Below are 22,043 nucleotides of genomic sequence, written 5' to 3'. Positions count from 1 at the left end.
CGTACTTCCCACTTGTTGGTAGCGTCTGTGCACTCACGTGTGTCACGTGTGCAATGGATCCGACCATGGCCGATCAAGAGCTGAGCATCATCACCCCGTCCATCGCCAGCAGCGCGTCGATCACCACCATCGGCAAAAGCTGGGGAGCGGTCGGTGCGACCGGCGCGGCTTCATTTGAACTGCCACTGCCTTTGTCCGCCGGACGCGGCTGGGATCCACAACTCACGCTGACTTACAGCAGCCAAGCCGGCAACGGACCGTTCGGCATCGGCTGGAGCCTGGGCATTGGACAGATCAGCCGCAGTATTCAAAAAGGTGTACCGCGTTATAGCGATCTCGATGAAATCATCGGTGACGACGGTGAAGTCTGGACCCCCGAACTGAACAGTGATGGCACACTAAAGTCCCGTGTAGAAGACAGCTACAACGCCATTCCCGTCGGCGCTCATAACGTGGTGCGCTTCTGGCCACGGGTAGAGAGCGACTTTACCCTGCGCGAACGCTGGCAGCCGGTCTCTGCGCAGGGTGAACCAGAGGAGCCGCCCTTCTGGCTGATCCACGGCGCGAACGGTTCACTGCACGTATACGGCAAGACCCGCGCCTCGCGCCGGGCCGATCCGGACGATGCACTTCGCGTCGGCAGTTGGTTGCTGTGCGAGAGCATGAACCCGCTTGGCGAGCACATCTGCTTCGCCTATCTGGCCGATGATCAGGACCTCGACCCGATTCACGATTACCGCGCCCAGCGTTACTTGCACGCGGTGTTCTATGGCAATGTCAGCGCCAGTCAGCATTTGTACAGCTGGACCGTGGAGGATCCGGCCGAACTGGATTGGCATTTCCATCTGTTGTTCGATTACGGCGAGCGCACTCGTTCACTGACAGAGGCTCCGGTGTACGCTGGCGACAGCCTGGCTGTCTGGGATAAACGCCGGGATCCGTTCTGCACCTTCGGTCAGGGTTTCGAGCTGGGTACGCGGCGCCTGTGCCGACAAATCCTGATGTTCCACAACTTCTCGCGGCCTGCCGATGAGGATCCACTGCTGGTGCGGCGGCTGCTGCTCGAATACCCGTCGCCCTCCGATCCTTGGACTTACAACCGGATCAACGCCGCGCACTATCAGGCCTTCGATGCCAGCGGCGCGCTGGAGACGACACCGCCAGTGGAGTTTGACTACTCGCCCTTCGCGATCAATAAAATCCCGACCCGGATGTTCGCCGAAGACAATATGCCGGGCGTTGAGGATGGCCAGTTTTACCAGTGCGTCGATCTGTACGGTGAAGGTGTACCGGGATTTCTCTGCCGCTACGATCAGTGCTGGTATTACCGCGAACCGCTTCGTGCAATGACGGGATCTGACGCCATCACCTATGCGCCCTGGACTGAACTGGAACAGATCCCGGTGGCCAGACGCGACGGCGCCGCCCGGCAGATCTTGCTCGACCTGACCGGCAACGGGCGACTGGACTGGAGCGTTGCCGAACCTGGCATCAGCGGATATCGCACGTTGAATGCCGACCGCAGTTGGGCGCCATTCATCGCGTTTAACGGCATGCCGCTGGAATTTTTCAACACACTTTCGCAGCTCGGCGACCTGGTCGGTGACGGCCTCAACTCGCTGGCACTGATCGGTCCGCGCGCGGTGCGCTTGTATGCCAATCGCCGGGAGCAAGGATTTTCCAGCGCCGAAGAGGTGCCTCGCGAAGACAATGAGGACAGTCTGCCGCTGTTCGGCAACGCCCCAACAGAACTGGTGTTTCTAGGCAACATGCTCGGCAGTGACATGAGCGAGCTGTGCCGGATCCGGCACAACGAAATCAAATGCTGGCCCAATCTGGGGCATGGCAAATTCGGCGAAGGCCGGGTGATCAGTGCCCTGCCCTTCCTGTATGGCGAATTCAACGTCGAACAACTGCGGATCGCCGACCTCGACGGCTCCGGCGCACCGGCCTTGTTTTATCTGAAAACCGCCGGCTTCGAGATCTACCTCAATCGCGGCGGCAATGGCCTGGAACAGACGCCCGTCTTCGTGCCGTGGCCGCAAGGCGTGAGTTACGACCGCCTGTGTCAGGTCACTTTCGCCGATCTGCAAGGCCTGGGTTGTGCCAGCCTGATCCTGACGGTGCCGCACATGACCCCGCAGCACTGGCGCTACGACTTCGTCGCAGCCAAGCCTTATTTGCTGACCGCTAGCAACAACAACATGGGCTGCGCCACGCAAGTGGTCTATCGCAGCTCTGCCCAGGAATGGCTGGATGAAAAACAGCAGTGGCTTACCGATCATCCCGGAGAAATACCGGTCTGCCATTTACCGTTCGCGGTTCAAGTCGTCAGCCGGCAACGCCAACTGGATGAAATCACCGGCAATTGCCTGACGCAATCGTGCGTCTATCGCGAAGGCGTCTACGACAGCACCGAGCGTGAATTTCGTGGTTTCGGTCACCTGCAGCAGAGCGACAGTGAACGTTCGGCGGGCGATGACGACGTTGGCTTCACAGCACCGGTGCGGGTCTGTACCTGGTTCTTGACCGGGCAGGCGATGGATCGGTCAAGGCACGGCTACTTCGACGGTGACCGTGACGCAGTTGATTTGCGACCCACCGTCTTCAGTCGCTATCACCCCGGCGATGAATACGATGAACCCGTAACGCCAGAGGACGAAGGCGTACGCCATGCAATCGCGCGCGCGCTGGTCGGCGCCGTCGCCCGCATCGAAACCTGGACCGGCACTGACGAGCCGGCCAATACACGGCTCTGTGCGGTAGAAGAGTTTCGCTATCGGGTACGAGATGTCCAGCCCACAGGTCGGCAGGGATCGGCAGCCGTGCTGCTGGTGCAGACCCTGGAAAAACTCAGCTATCAGTACGATGGTTTCATTGACGACCCGTTGTGCCGTCATGAAATCTTGCTCGCCAGCAGCGAATACGGCCACGCCACTCACAGCCTGACCATCAGTTATGCACGACGGCGCCTGCCCGGTGATCCCCCGCCTTTCAGCGACCCCGACGAACAACAGTGGTGGCGGGACGCGCATGACCCGGCGCAGCAGTCGTTTTATATCAACGAAACGCGCGCGCGCGCGATTGATCTGGACGACAAGCTCTATCAATGGCGGCTAGGCCTGCCCTGGCAGCAACGCAGCAATGCGCTGATGCTGCCCAAAGGTGATCTGCCGTCGGGCCTCAATCCGCAACAGGTGACATGGGAATTACTCAAAGAGCAAGTCCGCTCGCCCGAGTGGAATGCCCTGCGGGTGCTGACCGGACAAACCGTGCAGCGCTACATCAAGAAAGAGGACGGCAGTCTGCTGCCCGACGGCTCGGCAGAATTTGAAGCGCTGAAAGGGCCGCTGGAAATGGCCAGCTTTGACAAGACGGCCCTCGCCGCCTACGACGTTGTGCCGCCACCGTTCGATATCCTGCAGGAGCTGGCGAACATCGGTTACACACCGATGGCGTTGCTGTTCGAAGACTCGGCGATCAATGCGGATGCAGAAAGCCTCTGGTCCGCGCATTACAACTACGCGAAGTACGCCGAGGCCAAGGATTTCTTCCGGGTCCTTGCGTATCGCGAAACCCTGAGCCACGGCTGGACCGAGGCGCAATACGACGAGTATCGCCTGTTGGTCATCAGCGTCGAACTGCCGGATGGCTGCATCACCCGCTGCGAATACGATCGCCATGCCCTGCAGCCCGTGCGCATCATCGATGCCAACGAGAACATTCAGGAAGCACTTTACGCACCTTCTGGCCAACCTTTTGCGGCCAGTTTCCATGGCACAGAAAACGCTGTCGCTGCCGGTTTTCGACCGCTCGACGAATACGTTCGCCCAGTAGATCCAGATCCGGACGCCGCGATTGCCAACCCGCAAGCGACCGTACAAAAAGCGGCCAGCACCTTGCATAGGGATTTGTTCAGCTGGATGGGACGGTTGCCTGCGACGATCAACGCAACGCCGCAGCTGCTTGACCAATGGCTGGCCAGCGGCGATGTGTTGCCGAGCCTGCACATTCGCGCCAGCGCGCGCCGACGGCTGGCGCAATTGACGTCGCCGACAGCCGCCGAACAGGCACTGCGTGAACTCATCAACGCGGTTGCGCGCACACCGGTGCACAGCGCGACGCTGAGTGCCGACCGCTATCCCGATGATCCGGTGGCGGCACAAGTGCAGATCATCATCAGCTACGTGGACGGTTTTGGTCGCGCGTTGCAAACCCTGCAACGGGTCGAACCCGGAATCGCCCGCGTAGTGGCCGATGATGGGTCGCTGATCGTCGATCGCGGACAGCTGCGCGAGGAACACGCCGAGTCACGCTGGCGGGTCAGTGCGCGGGTCGAATACAACAACAAAGGGCTGGTCGTGCGGCAGTTCCGGCCGTTTTTTGCCGACACTCACGGCTACGTCAATGATCAATCGCTACGACGGTACGGCTACTTCGATCAACTGTTCTATGACCCGCTCGGGCGTCCGGTCAAGTTGATCAACGCCAAGGGCTATTTTTCCCGCGAGACTTATCATCCGTGGTATCAGACCAGTGAAGACTTCAACGACACCGACGAATCCGTCGAGTCGAAGCCGGCATCACCCTGGACCCTGCACTGATGAACGCCAATCTCCATCGGCGCACGCCGTCGCTCCTCGTGATCGACAGTCGCGGCTTGCCGCTGCGTCAGGTTGCCTACCTGCGCGCACGGGCCGATGAACCGGCCGAGGCCCTGGTGGCTCGCCAACAGCACGATATGGCCGGGCGTCTGGTGGCGCAGTTCGATCCACGCCTGAGCGGTCCGAGCACTACCCACCTCTACGACCTCAACGGCCAGCCACTGAAAGTCAGCAGCGTTGATGCCGGCTGGCGTTTGAGCCTGCCCGGGCTGGCCGGGCAAACCGTGCAGCGCTGGGACGCACGCGGCGTGCACTGGCGCAGCCGTTACGATGAGCTGCTGCGCCTGGTGTCGATCAGCAATAGCGCCGACCCGCTCAGCGACACCTTCACCTATGCCGATGCCAGTGCCCCGGCCGATCACAACCAGCGTGGCCGACTACTGGAACAGTTCGACCCTTCCGGCACCCTGCACCTGGACAGCTACAGCCTGACCGGTCAGTTGCGGTGTGAACGGCGCACCTTTACCGATGCCCGGGAATTTGTCACCCAGCGCATCTTCAGCCCGCTGGACGCGGTGCTGGAACAGACCGACGCCGGCGGCCACCGCCAGCAATCGCGCTATGACCTCGCGGGTCAGCTCAAGCATCTGCAACTGCAGTTGGCCGGACACAACACGTGGCAAGCGGTATTGCTCGACGCGCACTTCAACGCCGCCGGACAGATCATCGCGCAGCATGCCGGCAATGGTGTCAGCCGCTACTGGCGTTATGAGCCGGACACCGGGCTTGTGCAACGGCAATGGGCACAGAAAGGTGCGCAGCAGCCCCTGCAGGACTTCGAACATGAATACGACCCGGTCGGCAATCCGACCCGGATCCTCGACCACGCTTTCACGCCCAGCCATTTCGCCAACCAGCGGGTCGACGGCGAACGCACCTTCAGCTACGACTCGCTGTATCGGCTGATCAGCGCCAGCGGTTACGACGACGCTGCACCCGGCGACATTCCCGGCCGACCGCAACCGAGCGACCCCAACGACCGACGCAATTACCTGCAGACCTACCGCTACGATCACGGCGGCAACCTGACGCAACTGTGTCATGTGCGCGACGGCGCCTGCCAGACCCGGTTGATGCGTATCGACGCTGCGAGCAATCGCGGTGTGCGCTGGAAAGAAGGTGATCCCGCACCGGACTTCGATCAGCTATTCGACCGCCACGGCAACCTGATGGCCCTGCAACCGGGACAGACATTACGCTGGGACGCTCGCGATCAACTGGCCTCGGTGACCCTGCTCCAACGCGAAAACGGCGCGGATGACGCCGAGTTTTATCACTACAGCCAAGGCGTGCGCGTCTACAAACGCCATGACACCTACAACGGTTCTACCCGGCATTTCCACGAAGTGCGCTATCTGCCCGGACTGGAGATCCGCAGCAAGGACAACGCAGAGCAATTGCACGTCATCAGCCTCGCCACCGGCGGTGCCCATGTCGTTTGCCTGCATTGGCTCAGCGGAAAACCGCCGGGCGTTGCCGATAACCAGCTGCGTTACACCCTCAATGATCACTTGGGCTCCTGCGTGATGGAACTGGACCAGCAGGCACGCCTGATCAGCCACGAAGGCTATTACCCGTTCGGTGCGACCGCGTGGATGAGCGCGAATTCGGCTGTTGAGGTTGACTACAAGACGCTGCGCTATTCAGGCAAGGAAATGGATGTCAGCGGTTTGTATTACTACGGTGCGCGGTATTACGCGCCGTGGTTGCAACGATGGCTCAGTGCGGATCCGGCGGGAGATGTCGATGGGCCGAACCGGTTTGCGTTCGTCGGTAACCATCCGCTGCGCTATGTGGATCCTGACGGAAACAACAGGGCGGAAAGTGTGATCATGCTGTATTCAGCCTTTCTTTCAAGCGTCCAGGGACACTCCACGCAGGTGGCGGGGCAAATCCACAACATTCTCCATGAGGAAGGTGTGGCGATGAATCTGGCACTGAACATGGCAGGTGAAGTCGTGAGAGGGGTCGTCGGCTATGAGGGTGGTGTCGCAGGCGGCAAGCAGGTTGACCTGATCATGCCCAATGTACCTGGCACCACACCCTACACCACCACCGGAGGGGTGATCGGCGGCAATATTGGCGGCGACTCCGCCACGGCCATGATAGATCCGATAGCCAACAGCGCTGGTCTCAGAACGGGCCCACTGATTCCGCAAACCTCGCAGATCTCGGTCAAGGCCATTGATCACGGGCTGGGCATCAGAGCGGACGCCAAGGAAATCAGCTCCTGGCGAAACGTGAAGGACGAGTTGATTCATCCGGGCCTTGATGCGGTACTCAACCCCTCCTTCGTGATGGGCCGGCTCATGGCTTCGTGGATATCGATCATCCCCGCAGCACTGAACATGTTTGCCCGGGCAGTAGAAGCAGAAGACATCAAAAACCGCCTTGATCCGGTAAAGATCAAGAAAATAGACACAATGCTCGATGACTGGAAATCGGCGGTAGAACAACGCGCCGGCTGGGCTGAAAATGCATTCGATGCGCTGGGCACCGACATCGTTTACCCGGCCAACTCCCTGCCAAACATCAACCATATGACATCGGCAGAGACCCTGGCCCCCATCTCTCGCTCAGACCTGCGTCGTCTGACCCGTTTTACGCTGTCCAACATCAAGAGCTCTCAAGACATGATGACGGCGTACAAAGCGATGGGCACTACTGACAATCAGTTCTTGCTGGCGCAGCGACGAACCCGGAAAAAGGCAGCCTGAATGATCCGTTTCACGGAGGGGCGGGCATGAATTCTTCAGTGCATTGGCGAACACCCACCCTGTCGGCTCACGATCCCAGGGGGCTGCCGGTCAGAGCCGTTGCTTATCTGCGGGCGATGGTGGACGCCGAAGTCCAATGCCAGATCACCCGCCAATGCTACGACTCCAACGGTCGTCTGATCGAACAATACGACCCACGGCTCCCAGTGCCCTGCCTGACCACCGCCTACCGTCTGGACGGGGAACCGCTGAAAGTCGACAGCGTCGATTCCGGCTGGCGCGTCAATCTGCCCGGTCTGGCCAATGAAGTGTTGCAACGCCACGACCAGCGCGGCAAGCAATGGCGCTATCGATACGACCCGATGATGCGGTTGATCGCCGTCACGGAAAATGCGCAAGACGATGTCGAGCGCTACAGCTATGCCGACCACAATGCCGACCCCGGGCATAACCTGCGCGGTGAGTTGAGCGAAAGCGCCGACCCGGGCGCCACGGTGGTGGTCGACGGATACAGCCTGCATGGCACGGCCGTGGGTGAAACCCGTACGCTGTCTGGCGAGACGGCAGCGTTCATCACTCGTATGGATTTCGACGCGCACGGCAATGTGGTGCAAGTCACCGATGCCGGTGGTCACCGACAACGCTCGAGCTACGATGTCGCCGGCCAGTTAAGTCGGGTATCGCTGTGGATAGCGGGGGCTGACGCGGCACAACCGGTGCTCGACGCTGCCACGTACAACGCCTCCGGCCAACCGCTGGAACAACTGGCCGGCAATGGTGTTCGCAGCCGCCGCGCATACGATCCCGCTGACGGTCGGCTGCTGAATCTGCTGGCCGGCAAGGATCAGGAAAAACCGCTGCAGGACTTGCGCTACACCTACGACCCGGTCGGCAATGTCCTGCGTATCGAGGACCGCACTCTGGCCACGGTGTATTTTGCCAATCAGCGCGTCGATGGCGTCCGTCTCTTTGTCTACGACTCGCTTTATCGTTTGATCGAAAGTCTTGGCTTCGAAGGCGAGATCCCGCAGCAGTCGCCCGGTTTGCCGCAACCGATCCAGCCTGTCGATCCAGGACGACGCTACAACTACACCGAACATTATGCATATGACGCGGGAAACAACCTCGTCGAGCTTGTGCATGTGCGCGAAGGCCATAATTTCACTCAACTGATGAAGATCGACCCGAACAGTAATCGTGGGGTGCGCTGGAAACCCGGTGATCCCGACCCGGTGTTCAGCGATCACTTCGACGAGCACGGTAACCAGTTGAGACTGCAACCCGGCGCTCAGCCTCTGGCGTGGGACAGTCGGGATCAACTGATCCGCGTTACCTTGCTGCAACACAGCAACGGCTTGCCCGACGACGTTGAAACCTACCGTTACAGCCAAGGTGAGCGCATCTACAAGTGCTCGCTGAGCCACACCCCGTCCGTCACCCACCGTCACGAGGTACGCTACCTGCCAGGCCTGGAAATCCACAGCCGCAGTGACGGGCAGCAACTGCATGTCATCAATCTTCCAGGCGCACGTTGCCTGCACTGGCTCAATGGCCGACCGTCCGGCATCGAAGCCGATCAACTGCGCTATAACCTTGATGACCATCTTGGTTCTTGCGCACTGGAGCTTGACCGGCAGGCTGACGTGATCAGCCTGGAGCATTACTACGCATTTGGTGGAACCGCCTGGCTGGCGACTCGCTCGGCACTGGAAGTCGGCTACAAAACCATTCGCTATTCAGGCCGGGAAATGGACAGCAGCGGCCTTTATTACTATGGCGCACGCTATTACGCACCGTGGTTGCAACGCTGGGTCAGCGCTGATCCGGCCCTGGATATCGACGGGCTGAACCTGTATGCCTTTGTCGCCAACAATCCGATTGGCCACATCGACACCGACGGCCAGACCCTGGACAGGTTTATCGAAACCCCCGCTCAGCGCGATCAGAGAAAGGCACTGAGCAAAGAGAAAAAGCAGCGTTACCGGGATCGGGTCAGTCTGTCACAACAGGTCGATCGTCATCTGAACATTCTGGCGCTGTCGCTGCGTCGCGGTCTGGATGCCCAGCAACAGGTACTCAACCAGCGCTCGACGGGGCAATTTGCCGGGGCCGTCCTGCGCCGCACCGGTGTGCACCTGACCGGCCAGGTCGTGGCCTACGGTGGCGGCATTCTGGTCGGTATCGGCGCCCAGGCGCTGGGCACCGTCGCTCCCGGCGCAGGTAACGTCGTTGGGATTGCGATTGGCATTGGCGCGAAGAAACTGATCAGCGGATTGTGGGATTACGCCGCAGAACGCACCGGCACCAGCGCTTCTGTCAAATTCAAGGCCAGCCGTCTGTCCAAGGAGAAAATTGTCGAGAAAGCCGAATATAAAACCATGGCACCGATCAATTACCTGCAGCAGAAGTACGCGAAAATGATCCCCGATACGCAGAAGGGCGTGCTCAAGGGCTCCAAGGAAGTGGCGTCGACTCTGATCAATGTTGGCGCCAAGGAGATGCTGCCGCAAGCTGCCGCTGAAATCAGCGCCACGGCGGGGGCACTGTTGGGTGCAATTGAAATAGGCCATGAAATCGCCGGAGCAAGTCATGAGCTCAGCGCTGAAAAAATGGCCAAGGGCATCGCCAATGCGAGCGGCCTGATCGATTATTTGTCTGCCAACATGCTCGATATCGAAAAAGCCTTCGAGAGCGCAGGCTTAACGGCAATCAATACCTATGGGCTATTGGGCCGAAACGAAGGCAATACACCGCACAATCTATGGTATGCCACGGCGGCCGTGATCAACGAGCTGGAATACACGCGCACTATATTGCGCTCCAGATCCCGTCAGTTCACTACGGTCTGATCTGCTGACACATGAAGCGAACAGGATCGCCGGCCCCATGCTATCGTGCCCGCCCGTCCCCTTATCCATCAGTCCAGCATGCTGCCGACTTCTCGTACCCTGCGTTTGTCGTTGTACACCCTGCTGATCATTGCCGGTGCGGCCATCGCCGCGACCCTTGCCATCCGCCACGCCGAGCGTCAGGCGCTGGAGGAAGACGCCACCCGCGCCAGCCAGCAATTGGCGTTGTATGCCAATTCACTGCATACCCTGATCGACCGCTACCGCGCCCTGCCCGCCGTGCTGGCGCTGGATCCGCAATTGCGCGGCGCGCTGGCCGGGCCAGTGGGTGCTGAGCAACAGAACGCGCTGAACCTGAAGCTGGAGCAGATCAACGGCGCGGCGCAGTCCTCGACCCTCGAACTGCTCGATCACACCGGCCTTGCGGTGGCTGCCAGCAACTGGCGCCTGCCAAGCAGTTACGTCGGCCACAACTACGGTTTTCGTCCGTACTTCAGCCAGACCCGCACTCAGGGCAGCGGGCGCTTTTATGCAGTGGGCGTAACCAGCGGCATCCCCGGATATTTTCTGTCCAGCGCCGTGCTCGGCGACAACGCCGAGTTCCTCGGGGCGATGGTGGTCAAGCTGGAGTTCCCCGAGCTTGAGCGGGAATGGAGCCAGGGCAGTGACACGCTGCTGGTCAGCGATGCGCGCGGGATCATCTTCATCGCCAACCAGCCCGGCTGGCGCTATCGCTCGTTACGGCCGCTGGACAGCCGCGACATGGCCGAGATCAAGCGTACGCGGCAGTACGACAAACAATCGCTGGTCCCGCTGACGCATCTGTCGCTGCGTCACTTCGACGACAACAGCGACTTGCGCCGGGTCGAAGGCCCGGACGGAACAGCGGATTACTTGTGGGAATCGCTGCCGCTGACCACCGAAGGCTGGACCCTGCACCTGCTGCGCCGCCCGCAGGTGGCGTTCGAAGACTTGCGCAACGCCGGGCTGGCCGCTGCAGGTGTGTGGCTGGCGCTGGTGTTTCTGCTGTTGTTCCTCAATCAGCGCTGGCGCCTGTCGAAAGTCCGCCAGCGCAACCGCGAAGAACTCGAACAACTGGTAGAGGAACGCACCCGCGATCTGCGCACCGCGCAGGACGGTCTGGTGCAATCGGCCAAACTGGCGGCGCTGGGGCAGATGTCCGCCGCCCTGGCCCACGAAATCAATCAACCGCTGACCGCGCAACGCATGCAACTGGCGACCCTGCGCCTGCTGCTCGAGCACGGCCGTGTCGATGACGCCTACAAGGCGCTCAAACCGGTGGACGACATGCTCACGCGCATGGCGTCGCTCACCGGCCATCTGAAAACCTTCGCCCGCAAAAGCCCCAGCGGCCTGCGCGAACGCCTGGATCTGGCGACGGTGGTCGATCAATCGCTGCAATTGCTCGACGCCCGTCTGCGCGATGAACAGGTCAGCCTGGTGCTGCACCTGACGCGTCCGGCCTGGGTGCGGGGCGATGCGATCCGCCTCGAACAGGTGCTGATCAATCTGCTGCGCAACGCCCTCGATGCGATGCAAGGCAAACCGTGCAAGCGTCTGGAAATCCGCCTGGAAGCCGACGAACAGCTGTGGCGCCTGAGTGTGATCGACAATGGCGGCGGGATTGCCGAAGAACACCTGAATCAGGTGTTCGACCCGTTCTTTACCACCAAACCGGTCGGCGACGGTCTGGGGTTGGGGCTGGCGGTATCCTTCGCTATCGTGCACGAATCCGGCGGGCGTCTGAGCGTGGAAAATGGCGAAGCCGGTGCGGTGTTTGCCCTGACCCTGCCGATCGATCTGGAGGCACACCTCTGATGCTCAATTCAGTGATGGTGGTCGATGACGAAAGCAGCATTCGCAACGCCGTGGAGCAATGGCTGAGTCTTTCGGGGTTCGAGGTGCAGCTGTTCAGTCGCGCCGAAGATTGCCTCGCGGCCCTGCCGGCGCACTTTCCCGGGGTGATCCTCAGCGATGTGCGCATGCCCGGGCTCAGTGGCCTGCAATTGCTGGCCGAAGTGCAGAAACGTGATGCCGATCTGCCGCTGATTCTGCTGACCGGCCACGGCGATGTGCCGATGGCGGTCGAAGCCATGCGTGACGGCGCCTACGACTTCCTCGAAAAACCGTTCAGCCCGGACAACCTGCTTGGCAGCCTGCGCCGCGCGCTCGACAAGCGTCGGCTGGTCCTGGAAAACCGCGCCTTGCACGCGCAGGCCGACCACCGCGCCCGCCTCGATGCGACGCTGCTCGGCGTGTCCCGTGGCATGCAGACCTTGCGCCGCCAGGTGCTGGATCTGGCGGCGCTGCCGGTCAACGTGCTGATCCGTGGCGAAACCGGCAGCGGCAAGGAACTGATTGCGCGCTGCCTGCATGATTTCGGCCCGCGTGCCGCCAAGCCCTTCGTGGCGCTCAACTGCGCGGCGATTCCCGAGCAGTTGTTCGAAGCCGAGTTGTTCGGTCACGAAAGTGGTGCGTTCACCGGAGCGTCCGGCAAGCGCATCGGCAAGCTGGAGTACGCCGACGGCGGCACGCTGTTTCTCGATGAAATCGAAAGCATGCCGCTGGCCCAGCAAGTGAAATTGCTGCGGGTGCTGCAGGAACAGAAGCTGGAGCGCCTCGGGTCGAACCAGAGCATTCGTGTCGATCTGCGGATTGTCGCCGCGACCAAACCGGATCTGCTGGATGAGGCCCGGGCCGGACGTTTTCGCGAAGACCTGGCGTATCGCCTGAACGTCGCCGAGCTGCGGCTGCCGCCGCTGCGTGATCGGCGCGAAGACATTCCGCTGCTGTTCGAATCCTTCGCCTTCAACGCCGCCCAGCGTCTGGGCCGCACCTTTGCGCCTCTTTCCGGAGCGCAATTGAGTCACCTGCTCAGCCACGACTGGCCGGGCAACGTGCGGGAACTGGCGAACGTTGCCGAGCGCCAGGTGCTGGGGCTGGATGAGCCGGTACAGGGCATCGACCCCGGCCAATCCCTCGCTGCGCAGCAGGAAGCGTTTGAAGCGCAGTGCCTGCGTGCGGCGTTGACCCGGCACAAGGGCGATGTGAAAGCGGTGCTGGAAGAATTGCAGCTGCCGCGCCGCACCTTCAATGAAAAGCTGCAGCGGCATGGGTTGAGCCGGGAGATGTTTGTTCCGGGCAGCTGATTTATTGATTGTCGCTAGTGGCCCCTTCGCGAGCAGACTCGCTCCCACAATTGGAATGCGTTTCCCCTGTGGGAGCGAGCCTGCTCGCGAAGAGGCCGGCACAGGCAACCATTATCCATCAGCCTGAATGAGCAATTTTCCGCTCACCACAATCCAGCCATAAGCGGATTTCCGCTCATCAAATCCCGCCACCCCGTCTAAACCGCCCCTCTCGCCGTTGGCACAGCTCCTGCTATAGCCCCGGCAGGCTGCGTTTTAACGCGCTCCACAAAAACAATTAAACGAAGGATCCTTCAATGGATAACTCCAACGCCCTGCCCCTTGGGTCGGCTGCCACGCCCGCCAAAACAAGAACCACCGCCAGCCGGATCAAATCGATCTTCAGCGGCTCGGTCGGCAACATGGTCGAGTGGTACGACTGGTACGTCTACGCCGCCTTCTCGCTGTACTTCGCCAAGACTTTCTTCCCCGCCGGTTCCACCACCGCGCAACTGATGAACACCGCCGCGATCTTCGCCGTGGGCTTCCTGATGCGTCCGATCGGTGGCTGGCTGATGGGCCTCTACGCCGACAAAGTCGGTCGCAAGAAAGCCTTGATGGCCTCGGTCTACCTGATGTGCTTCGGCTCCTTGCTGATCGCCCTCAGCCCGAACTACGAAACCATCGGCATCGGCGCGCCGATCCTGCTGGTGTTTGCCCGTTTGCTACAGGGCCTGTCGGTCGGTGGCGAATACGGCACCTCGGCCACCTACCTGTCGGAGATGGCGACCAAGGAACGTCGCGGTTTCTTCTCCAGCTTCCAGTACGTGACCCTGATCTCTGGCCAGCTCATCGCGCTGGGCGTGTTGATCGTGCTGCAGAACCTGCTGACCACCGAACAGCTGTACGCGTGGGGCTGGCGTATTCCGTTCGCCATCGGCGCACTGTGCGCGGTCGTCGCGCTGTACCTGCGTCGCGGCATGGAAGAGACCGAGTCGTTCACCAAAAAAGAGAAGTCCAAGGAAAGCGCCATGCGCACCTTGCTGCGCCATCCGAAAGAGCTGCTCACCGTGGTCGGCCTGACCATGGGCGGTACGCTGGCGTTCTACACCTACACCACTTACATGCAGAAATACCTGGTGAACACGGTCGGCATGAGCATCTCCGACTCCACCACCATTTCCGCGGCCACGCTGTTCCTGTTCATGTGCCTGCAACCGATCATCGGTGGCCTGTCCGATAAAATCGGTCGTCGTCCGATCCTGATCGCTTTCGGCGTACTCGGGACGATCTTCACCGTGCCGATCCTGATGACCCTGCACACCATCCAGACCTGGTGGGGCGCGTTCTTCCTGATCATGGCCGCACTGATCATCGTCAGCGGCTACACCTCGATCAACGCTGTGGTGAAGGCTGAGCTGTTCCCGACCGAAATCCGCGCGCTGGGCGTCGGCCTGCCGTATGCACTGACCGTGTCGATCTTCGGCGGCACCGCCGAATACATCGCGCTGTGGTTCAAGAGCATCGGCATGGAAACCGGTTACTACTGGTACGTGACCGCGTGCATCGCGGTGTCGTTGCTGGTGTACATCACCATGAAAGACACGCAGAAACATTCGCGGATCGTGACGGACTGATCGGGTTTTCACAGCCACCGCAACGGTGGCTGTGGTGGTTCTTTCGCGAGCAGGCTCGCTCCCACATTGGATCTGTGATCGACACAAATCCCTTGTGGGAGCGAGCCTGCTCGCGAATGACGCGACTGGGTATCAGCTCAACTCGGCAACCGGCGGCTTGCCATAACGCTTCTGCGCATACGACGCGCCGACAATCATCACCAGCAGAATCCCTGCCAGCACCGCCGACGAGCCGATGGTGCCGAAGTCCAGGCCACCCTTTTCATGGGATTTGGTCATCAGGTCGCCCAAGGTCGCACCGAACGGACGGGTCAGCACGAACGCCACCCAGAACAAGACCACGGTCGAAATCCTGGTGAAGTATTTGAGCGCAACCACCACGGCAATGGTCGAGCCGATCAGCAGCGCGCCACCGGCAAAACCCAGGCCCGAATCATCGGCCAGGTAGTCGCCGAGTGCGGTCCCCAGGGTGTTGGAAAACAGAATCGCCATCCAGTAGAACATCTCGCCCCGAAAGGTTTGCACCTTGCTGACGTTCAGCGAATCGCCGCTCAGGCGCCAGGCCCGGTTCTTGGTTTTCTGGCCGTGGGCAGACTGGCGTTCTGCCGGTGAAAAACCGGTCGGGAATGTATGAAAAATCTGTCACACAGCCCGAAGGAGGCCATTAATTAGCGGTTAATGCATCTCCCGCATCCTGCACCTGCCTGATCGATGACCTGCGCGGCGCTCGCTCTAACGACGAAAGCGAATTGAATGCGCCGCCCTTAATATCAAGTTAATCGATTGTTTTTAGCATTTATTTGCGCTTTTTAATCAATTTAGTTGGCGTAGCATTAGATCCAAGCAAGACACATCGCCAACGCATCTGGAGTAACTGACATGAAAACCAAACTGATCCTCGCCCTGACCCTGTCCGTATTGGCCGCCAACACTTTCGCTGCCGATGGTTCGGACAAAACCAAATCGGCCGACTTCATTTCCGGCGCCAGCGCCGCCATCGAAACCAGCCACTCGGGCACTTACGCCGCTGACGGTTTCGATAAAACCAACATCGGCAAAAGCGTGGCCGCCGATGGCTTCGACAAGACCGGTACTGCTGCAGCCATCAGCTGAATATCAGCAGCTCTTCCACAGCCCGGCTTCGGCCGGGCTTAGTCATTTCTGAAGCATTACAATTTCTGAAATCCATACAAATCCCCTGTAGGAGCTGCCGAAGGCTGCGATCTTTTGATTTTGTTTTTAAGATCAAGATCAAAAGATCGCAGCCTTCGGCAGCTCCTACAGTGGGATCAGCGTTCGACTGGAAATACGCGGTGCGCTCTTACACTATGGCGTCTTTCAGATTGCCCTTTTGAGGAACCCCGTCCATGTCCGATGACATCCACTTCTACGAACCCGCCCACGGCCACGGCCTGCCCCACGATCCGTTCAACGCCATCGTCGGCCCACGCCCCATCGGCTGGATTTCTTCGCAGGATGCCAATGGGCAGTTGAACCTGGCGCCTTACAGCTTCTTCAACGCGTTCAACTACATTCCGCCGATCATTGGTTTTTCCAGCGTCGGGCGCAAAGACAGCCTGAACAACATCGAGCAGACCGGCGAGTTCGCCTGGAACCTCGCCACCCGCCCGCTGGCCGAGCAGATGAACCAAAGCTGCGCGATGGTCGCGCCGCAGGTCAACGAGTTTGAACTGGCCGGACTGACGCCCGTAGCGTCGAAGGTGATTGCCGTGCCACGGGTTGCCGAAAGCCCGGTGTCCTTCGAATGCAAGGTCACGCAGATCATTCAGTTGCAGCGCGCCGATGGCGAAACCGTGCCGAGCTGGCTGATTCTCGGCGAAGTGGTTGCCGTGCATATCGCCAAGTGGCTGTTGAAGGACGGGATCTACGACACCGCCGCGGCAGAACCGATTCTGCGCGGCGGCGGGCCGGCGGATTATTTCCAGTTGGGGCCTGAAGCCCTGTTCAAGATGTGGCGCCCGGGGGCGGTCAAATAACTACCAGATCAACTCGGCGTCATCAGTGACACCCTTGAGGCGGTCCAGCTCATTGATGGCAGCCTCATCGGCAGCGATGGCGCCGGGGAACACCTGATCACCCAGCAGTTTGTGAAAGCGTGGCGCACCGCCATCGACCAGGGCCTTGACCGCGATTGCCGCGTGATAACCCTTGTTGCCGCCCAACTCGACGGGGACGACTGCGGAGACTGCTTCGAAGTGTTCGAACTCTTTACGTGCCATGGCACACATCCTGGCTCAGACCAATAAGCCGGACATTAAACCCTCAACCGGCGAGTTTGTGTATCGGTGCCGGGCATTGTCCCAGCGCCTGCACCGCTGACACTTCTTTGAAGGTGTGGAAATCCAGGCTGTTGACCACCAGATCCTGAACCAATTCGGCAAAGATCTGCATCGACGGGCTGTTGAAATACGCGGTCATTGCCTGTTGATGGCTCCAGAAACCGGAGACCAGCCACAGGTCCGGATCGCATTGCGACTGCTGCAGGGCAAAGTTCAGGCAACCGGGGGCGTTGCGTGACGGTTCGATCAAGGCACTGAGGCGTACACCCAGTTCGGCGGAGCGTCCGGCGCGCGCTCGAACGAAGGCCATATGACTGACGGGAATCTGCTTGGACATGTTCAACCCTCCCAGGGAGTCGCGTGGCAGCCGGGGGACGGGCTGCGACAGGATCCAAGATTAAGGGCCGCGCGCAAGGTGCCGTTAGTCGATTCCTGCCGCTGCGTTGCACAATCCTGCGAGACTGCACAAACGCCCGATGTCGACGGGTAGAAACCTGTCACACCGCTGTCACAACGCTTTTGTGTAGGAGCTGCCGAAGGCTGCGATCTTTTGACTTTTGTTTTTAAAATCAAAAGATCGCAGCCTTCGGCAGCTCCTACAGGGGGATTCGACTGCAGGTCGCTATGCGTCGGGTGCAGGTTGATGGCGGTGGCACAAAACCAGCCGATGCAGAATCAGGCAAGCATTTGACAGGATGTGTCTACCGCTTGCGCTTGCACAAATATAGGCTCTGCTCCATTCCAGATTCCTTGCCGAGGATGCCGCGCATGACGTCATTCGATCGTTTCCAGTCTCCGCCCGATGCCGACATGGAAAAACAGCGCGCAGAACTCGCGGCGATCATCCGCCGCAACACCACCGACGACGGCAGTTACCAGACCGCCATCGGCTCACTGTTCATGTCGCGCCACACAAAATCCCATGACTTCGCCCCGGTGCTCGCGCAACCGGCGCTGTGCATCATGGCCCAGGGCCGCAAAGAGGTGCGCCTGGCCGATGAGTTCTTCAATTACGACCCGCTGAATTACCTGGTGGTCTCGGTCTCGATGCCGCTGAGCGGGCGGGTGGTGAATGTCTCGCCGGAGGAGCCGATCCTCGCCGTGCGCCTGGACATCGACCCGGCGGAAATCACCGCACTGATCGCCGACGCCGGCCCCATGGGCGTGCCGACCCGGCCGACCGGGCGCGGCCTGTATGTGGAGAAGATCGACAGCGCGATGCTCGACGCGGTGTTGCGTCTGGCGCGACTGCTGGATGCGCCGAAAGACATCGCCATGCTCGCGCCACTGATTCGCCGAGAGATTCTCTATCGCCTGCTGCGCAGTCCGCAGGGCCACCGTTTGTATGAGATTGCGATTGCCAACAGTCAGAGCCATCGCATCAGCCAGGCGATCAAATGGCTCAACGGCAACTTCGAACAACCGCTGCGCATTGATGATCTGGCGAAAGAAGTGAACCTCAGCGTCTCGACCCTGCATCACCGTTTCAAGGCGATGACGGCGATGAGTCCGCTGCAATATCAGAAGCAATTGCGCCTGCAGGAAGCGCGGCGCCTGATGCTGGCCGAAGGGCTGGAAGCGTCGGCGGCGGGCTATCGCGTGGGCTATGAAAGCCCGTCGCAGTTCAGCCGCGAGTACAGCCGCTTGTTTGGTGCACCGCCGTTGCGGGATCTGGCGCGGTTGCGGCAGTCGGTCTGATCCGGACTTGGCGTTGCTGCATCTGGCGCTTTCGCGAGCAGGCTCGCTCCCACAGAGGAACGCTTTTGCAAATGTGGGAGCGAGCCTGCTCGCGAAGAGGCCAGTGAAGCCAGCATCAAGTCCGGATCAAGCCCCCAACACCCGACACGCCTCGCTCGGCAACGTCACCGACACCGGATGCCCGATCCCCAAACCGATCCCCTGACACGGCGTGCTCAACGCGGTGAAACTCACCCCGGAACACTCCACCGTGGTCTCGATGGTCGCGCCAATATCACGCACAAACGTCACCTTGCCGAGCAAGCGATTGCCCGCCGTTGCCTGTGGCGCGGACAGTTGCAGGTCTTCCGGACGAATCAGCATCTTTACCTTCTGCCCCGCCTCGATGCTGCTGCAGATCGGCACTTGCAGCGCATCACCGCCCGGCAGGCTGACTTTGCCGTCGCCCAGCGCAGTGGCCGGAAAGATGTTGCCCGAACCGATGAAGTCGGCGACGAACTCGTTGGCCGGATGCCGATAGATTTCGATCGGCGTGCCCACTTGCTGCACCTTGTGTTCGCCCAGCACCACGACGATGTCGGCCATGGTCATGGCTTCGCGCTGATCATGGGTGACCATGATCGTGGTGATGTTCAAGCGCTGCTGCAACTGGCGGATTTCCACCTGCATCGACTCGCGGAGCTTGGCGTCCAGCGCCGACAGCGGTTCGTCGAGCAGAAGGATTTTCGGCCGCGAGGCGATGGCCCGGGCAATCGCCACCCGCTGTCGTTGCCCGCCGGAAAGTTTCGCCACGGGTCGGTCGATCATCGCTTGCAACTGGATCAGCTCCAGCAACTCCACCACCCGCGCCTGCTGCTCGGCCTTGCTCACGCCGCGCAGTTTCAGCGGGTAGGCGATGTTCTCGCCGACGGTCATGTGCGGGAACAGCGCCAGCGACTGGAACACCATGCCGAAGTTGCGCAGGTGCGCCGGGGTGCGACCGATGTCCTCGCCTTCGAGGCGAATCTCGCCGCCGGTGAGGGTTTCCAGCCCGGCGATCATCCGCAGCAAGGTGGTTTTGCCACAGCCCGACGGGCCGAGAAAACACACCAGTTGGCCTTCCGGCAAATGCAGATTGACGTCCTGTACCGCGCACGCCGAGCCGTAGAATTTCTCGACGTTTTCCAGAATCAGACCAGTCATGTTGCACCTCAAATCAAAAGGAAACGCCGCCCTCGCCCACCAGCTTCTCCAGCGCCCAGATCAGGACGAAGTCGATCAGTACGATCAGCACGGCAAACGAGAACACGGTAGGGTCGAGCGATGACACGGTGCGGCTGTACATCCAGATCGGCACGGTCATGACGTCGATGGTGTAGAGGAAATAGGTCACGGTGAATTCGTTGAACGAGACGATGAACGCCAGCAGCATCCCCGCCAGAATCCCCGACTTCATCAACGGCACCACCACATCGACAATCGCCCGCAGCGGTGAGGCGCCGAGCATCCGCGCCGCCTCTTCGACTTCGTTGCCGATGGAGAGCATCGCGGCGGTGCAGTTTTTCACCACGAACGGCAGCGCCAGAATCACGTGGGCAATCACCAGCCGCGAGGTGGTCAGGTGGAACGGCAGGCTGTCGAACACCAGCAGCAAGGCCAGGCCCAACACCACCATCGGAAACACCAGCGGCAGCGACATCAGTTGCAGCGCCACGGCTTTGCCACGGAACTCGCAGCGGGTCAGCGCATAGGCGGCGGGCACCGCGATCAGCGTGGCGAAAACCATGGTCAGGCACGACACCAGCAGGCTGGTGGCCATGGCCTGGCCGAGGCTCAGCACGTCGCTGGCGTCCGGCGAAACGAAGGTGTGCCAGGCCGCCTTGTACCATTGCAGGCTGTAGCTGCTCGGCGGGAAGTCGAGGTTCGACGCACCGCTGAACGACATGACGATCATGGTCAGGATCGGCAACACCGCCAGCAGCAGAATGACCCCGGAAAGGATCCCGGCGAACTTGCCGGTGTCGCCGGGCAGCAGCGCCATGCGCTTGTTGGTCAGGGAACTCATTGCGAAGCCTCCAGCAGGCGCCGACGACGGCCGGTGATGTATTCGGACAGGGTCATGATCGCCAGCGTGGTGACGATCAGCACCACCCCGGCCGCGGATGCCGCGGGCCAGTTCATCAGCGGCGCGATCTGGTCATGCACCATCACCGCGAGCATCGGCACACGGCGGCCACCGAGCAGCAACGGCACGACAAAACTGCTGGCGTTGTAGGCGAACACCAGCGTCGCCCCGGTGATGATTCCCGGCAGACTCATCGGCAACACCACCTGACGGAACACCTGAAAACGGCTGGCGCCCAGTGTCGCGGCGGCCTCTTCGTAGGTACGCGCAACACCGCGCATGGCGCTGGCAATCGGCAGCACGGCCAATGGGAACGCGGTCTGCACCAGGCCCATCAGCACGCCGTTCTGGTTGTACAGCAACATGATCGGGCGTTTGATCAGGCCCAGGCCCATCAGCGTCTGGTTGAGCATCCCGCCCGGGCCGAGAATCACCAGCCAGCCGTAGCTTTGCAGCAACAAGTTGACCAGCAACGGCAACAGCACCGCCGCGAGAAAAATCCGCCGCACGAACGGCGAGGTCAGGCGTGACATGGTGTACGCCACCGGGATCGCCAGCAGCACGGCGATCACCGCACTGATCAGCGCCAGACGCAGGGTCAGCAGCAGGGATTTCAGGTAATAGGGTTCGAGCAATTGCGCGTAGCTGGCGAGGCTGAACCCGCTCCATTCCGCGCCTTTAGTGCCGACGCTCATGCGCAGCACCAGCAGGCTGGCGGCGATCAGCACACCGAGAAACAGCATCGACGGCGTGAGGAAAAACCACGCCCGGGCGGTCGGCGAAACACCGCGCGCCGGGCGCACGTCACCTGCGTCGACCGGTTGGGTCAGGGATTGATGTTCCATAGCAATGATCTCGTCAATGGAAAGCCAAACAACACATCCCTGTAGGAGCTGCCGAAGGCTGCGATCTTTTGATCTTGCTG

14 protein-coding genes and 1 pseudogene are annotated in these 22,043 nt (G+C 60.7%); 9 read left to right on the top strand and 6 right to left on the bottom strand.

What is annotated here, in order from left to right:
* Positions 1–65 precede the first annotated feature (65 nt).
* The 6 genes from ACM6HV_RS17795 (at position 66) to ACM6HV_RS17770 (ending at position 15,016) form a co-directional block, all read left to right on the top strand.
* On the top strand, positions 66–4,604 hold the full coding sequence (locus ACM6HV_RS17795) for a SpvB/TcaC N-terminal domain-containing protein (RefSeq protein ID WP_414904886.1): 4,539 nt from the start codon (positions 66–68) through the stop codon (positions 4,602–4,604).
* Positions 4,604–7,381 carry an RHS repeat domain-containing protein gene (locus tag ACM6HV_RS17790; RefSeq protein ID WP_414904885.1) on the top strand — a complete coding sequence of 926 codons (2,778 nt, stop codon included), beginning with the start codon at positions 4,604–4,606 and terminating at the stop codon, positions 7,379–7,381. Before ACM6HV_RS17795 ends, ACM6HV_RS17790 begins: the two co-directional genes overlap by 1 nt.
* Positions 7,382–7,407: 26 nt before the next feature.
* On the top strand, positions 7,408–10,230 hold the full coding sequence (locus ACM6HV_RS17785; RefSeq protein ID WP_414904884.1) for an RHS repeat domain-containing protein: 2,823 nt from the start codon (positions 7,408–7,410) through the stop codon (positions 10,228–10,230).
* Positions 10,231–10,308: 78 nt separating this feature from the next.
* The gene (locus tag ACM6HV_RS17780) at positions 10,309–12,069 is read left to right on the top strand and encodes a sensor histidine kinase (RefSeq protein ID WP_121186911.1); all 1,761 of its coding nucleotides are present in this window, start codon (positions 10,309–10,311) and stop codon (positions 12,067–12,069) included.
* The gene (locus ACM6HV_RS17775) at positions 12,069–13,400 is read left to right on the top strand and encodes a sigma-54-dependent transcriptional regulator (RefSeq protein WP_414904883.1); all 1,332 of its coding nucleotides are present in this window, start codon (positions 12,069–12,071) and stop codon (positions 13,398–13,400) included. The genes ACM6HV_RS17780 and ACM6HV_RS17775 overlap by 1 nt, the downstream gene beginning before the upstream one ends.
* Positions 13,401–13,696: 296 nt before the next feature.
* Complete coding sequence (locus ACM6HV_RS17770; protein ID WP_414904882.1) at positions 13,697–15,016, top strand: MFS transporter; 1,320 nt, start codon at positions 13,697–13,699, stop codon at positions 15,014–15,016.
* Between the two features lie 132 nt (positions 15,017–15,148).
* Here the strand turns inward: ACM6HV_RS17770 and ACM6HV_RS17765 are convergent.
* Positions 15,149–15,577: pseudogene (locus tag ACM6HV_RS17765) on the bottom strand (hypothetical protein); the annotation flags it as partial.
* Positions 15,578–15,895: 318 nt separating this feature from the next.
* Here ACM6HV_RS17765 and ACM6HV_RS17760 point away from each other — a divergent pair.
* Both ACM6HV_RS17760 and ACM6HV_RS17755 read left to right on the top strand, forming a co-directional pair.
* Positions 15,896–16,129: a hypothetical protein gene (locus tag ACM6HV_RS17760; protein ID WP_414904881.1), complete on the top strand. Its 234-nt coding sequence runs from the start codon at positions 15,896–15,898 to the stop codon at positions 16,127–16,129.
* Positions 16,130–16,383: 254 nt separating this feature from the next.
* Complete coding sequence (locus ACM6HV_RS17755; RefSeq protein WP_041068463.1) at positions 16,384–17,013, top strand: flavin reductase family protein; 630 nt, start codon at positions 16,384–16,386, stop codon at positions 17,011–17,013.
* Here the strand turns inward: ACM6HV_RS17755 and ACM6HV_RS17750 are convergent, their stop codons facing one another.
* Both ACM6HV_RS17750 and ACM6HV_RS17745 read right to left on the bottom strand, forming a co-directional pair.
* Positions 17,014–17,256: a hypothetical protein gene (locus tag ACM6HV_RS17750; RefSeq protein WP_007965872.1), complete on the bottom strand. Its 243-nt coding sequence runs from the start codon at positions 17,254–17,256 to the stop codon at positions 17,014–17,016. It abuts the gene before it with no gap.
* Between the two features lie 43 nt (positions 17,257–17,299).
* Positions 17,300–17,653 carry an antibiotic biosynthesis monooxygenase family protein gene (locus ACM6HV_RS17745; protein WP_414904880.1) on the bottom strand — a complete coding sequence of 118 codons (354 nt, stop codon included), beginning with the start codon at positions 17,651–17,653 and terminating at the stop codon, positions 17,300–17,302.
* Between the two features lie 431 nt (positions 17,654–18,084).
* Here ACM6HV_RS17745 and ACM6HV_RS17740 point away from each other — a divergent pair, with 431 nt between their 5' ends.
* Positions 18,085–19,014, top strand: coding sequence for an AraC family transcriptional regulator (locus ACM6HV_RS17740; protein WP_047296122.1), 930 nt, complete (start codon positions 18,085–18,087; stop codon positions 19,012–19,014).
* A gap of 126 nt (positions 19,015–19,140) precedes the next feature.
* Here ACM6HV_RS17740 and ACM6HV_RS17735 read toward each other — a convergent pair whose 3' ends face one another.
* The 3 genes from ACM6HV_RS17735 to ACM6HV_RS17725 are packed head-to-tail and all read right to left on the bottom strand — an operon-like array spanning position 19,141 to position 21,963.
* The gene (locus ACM6HV_RS17735) at positions 19,141–20,196 is read right to left on the bottom strand and encodes an ABC transporter ATP-binding protein (protein WP_414904879.1); all 1,056 of its coding nucleotides are present in this window, start codon (positions 20,194–20,196) and stop codon (positions 19,141–19,143) included.
* Positions 20,197–20,209: 13 nt separating this feature from the next.
* Complete coding sequence (locus ACM6HV_RS17730; protein ID WP_414904878.1) at positions 20,210–21,058, bottom strand: ABC transporter permease; 849 nt, start codon at positions 21,056–21,058, stop codon at positions 20,210–20,212.
* Positions 21,055–21,963, bottom strand: coding sequence for an ABC transporter permease (locus tag ACM6HV_RS17725; protein WP_414904877.1), 909 nt, complete (start codon positions 21,961–21,963; stop codon positions 21,055–21,057). Before ACM6HV_RS17725 ends, ACM6HV_RS17730 begins: the two co-directional genes overlap by 4 nt.
* Between the last annotated feature and the right edge of the window lie 80 nt (positions 21,964–22,043).

Origin of the sequence: Pseudomonas sp. IT-P260 (genome assembly GCF_949768395.1) — a bacterium.
GTDB classification, from domain to species: domain Bacteria; phylum Pseudomonadota; class Gammaproteobacteria; order Pseudomonadales; family Pseudomonadaceae; genus Aquipseudomonas; species Aquipseudomonas parakoreensis.
This window is presented reverse-complemented; position numbering and strand designations above follow the sequence as displayed.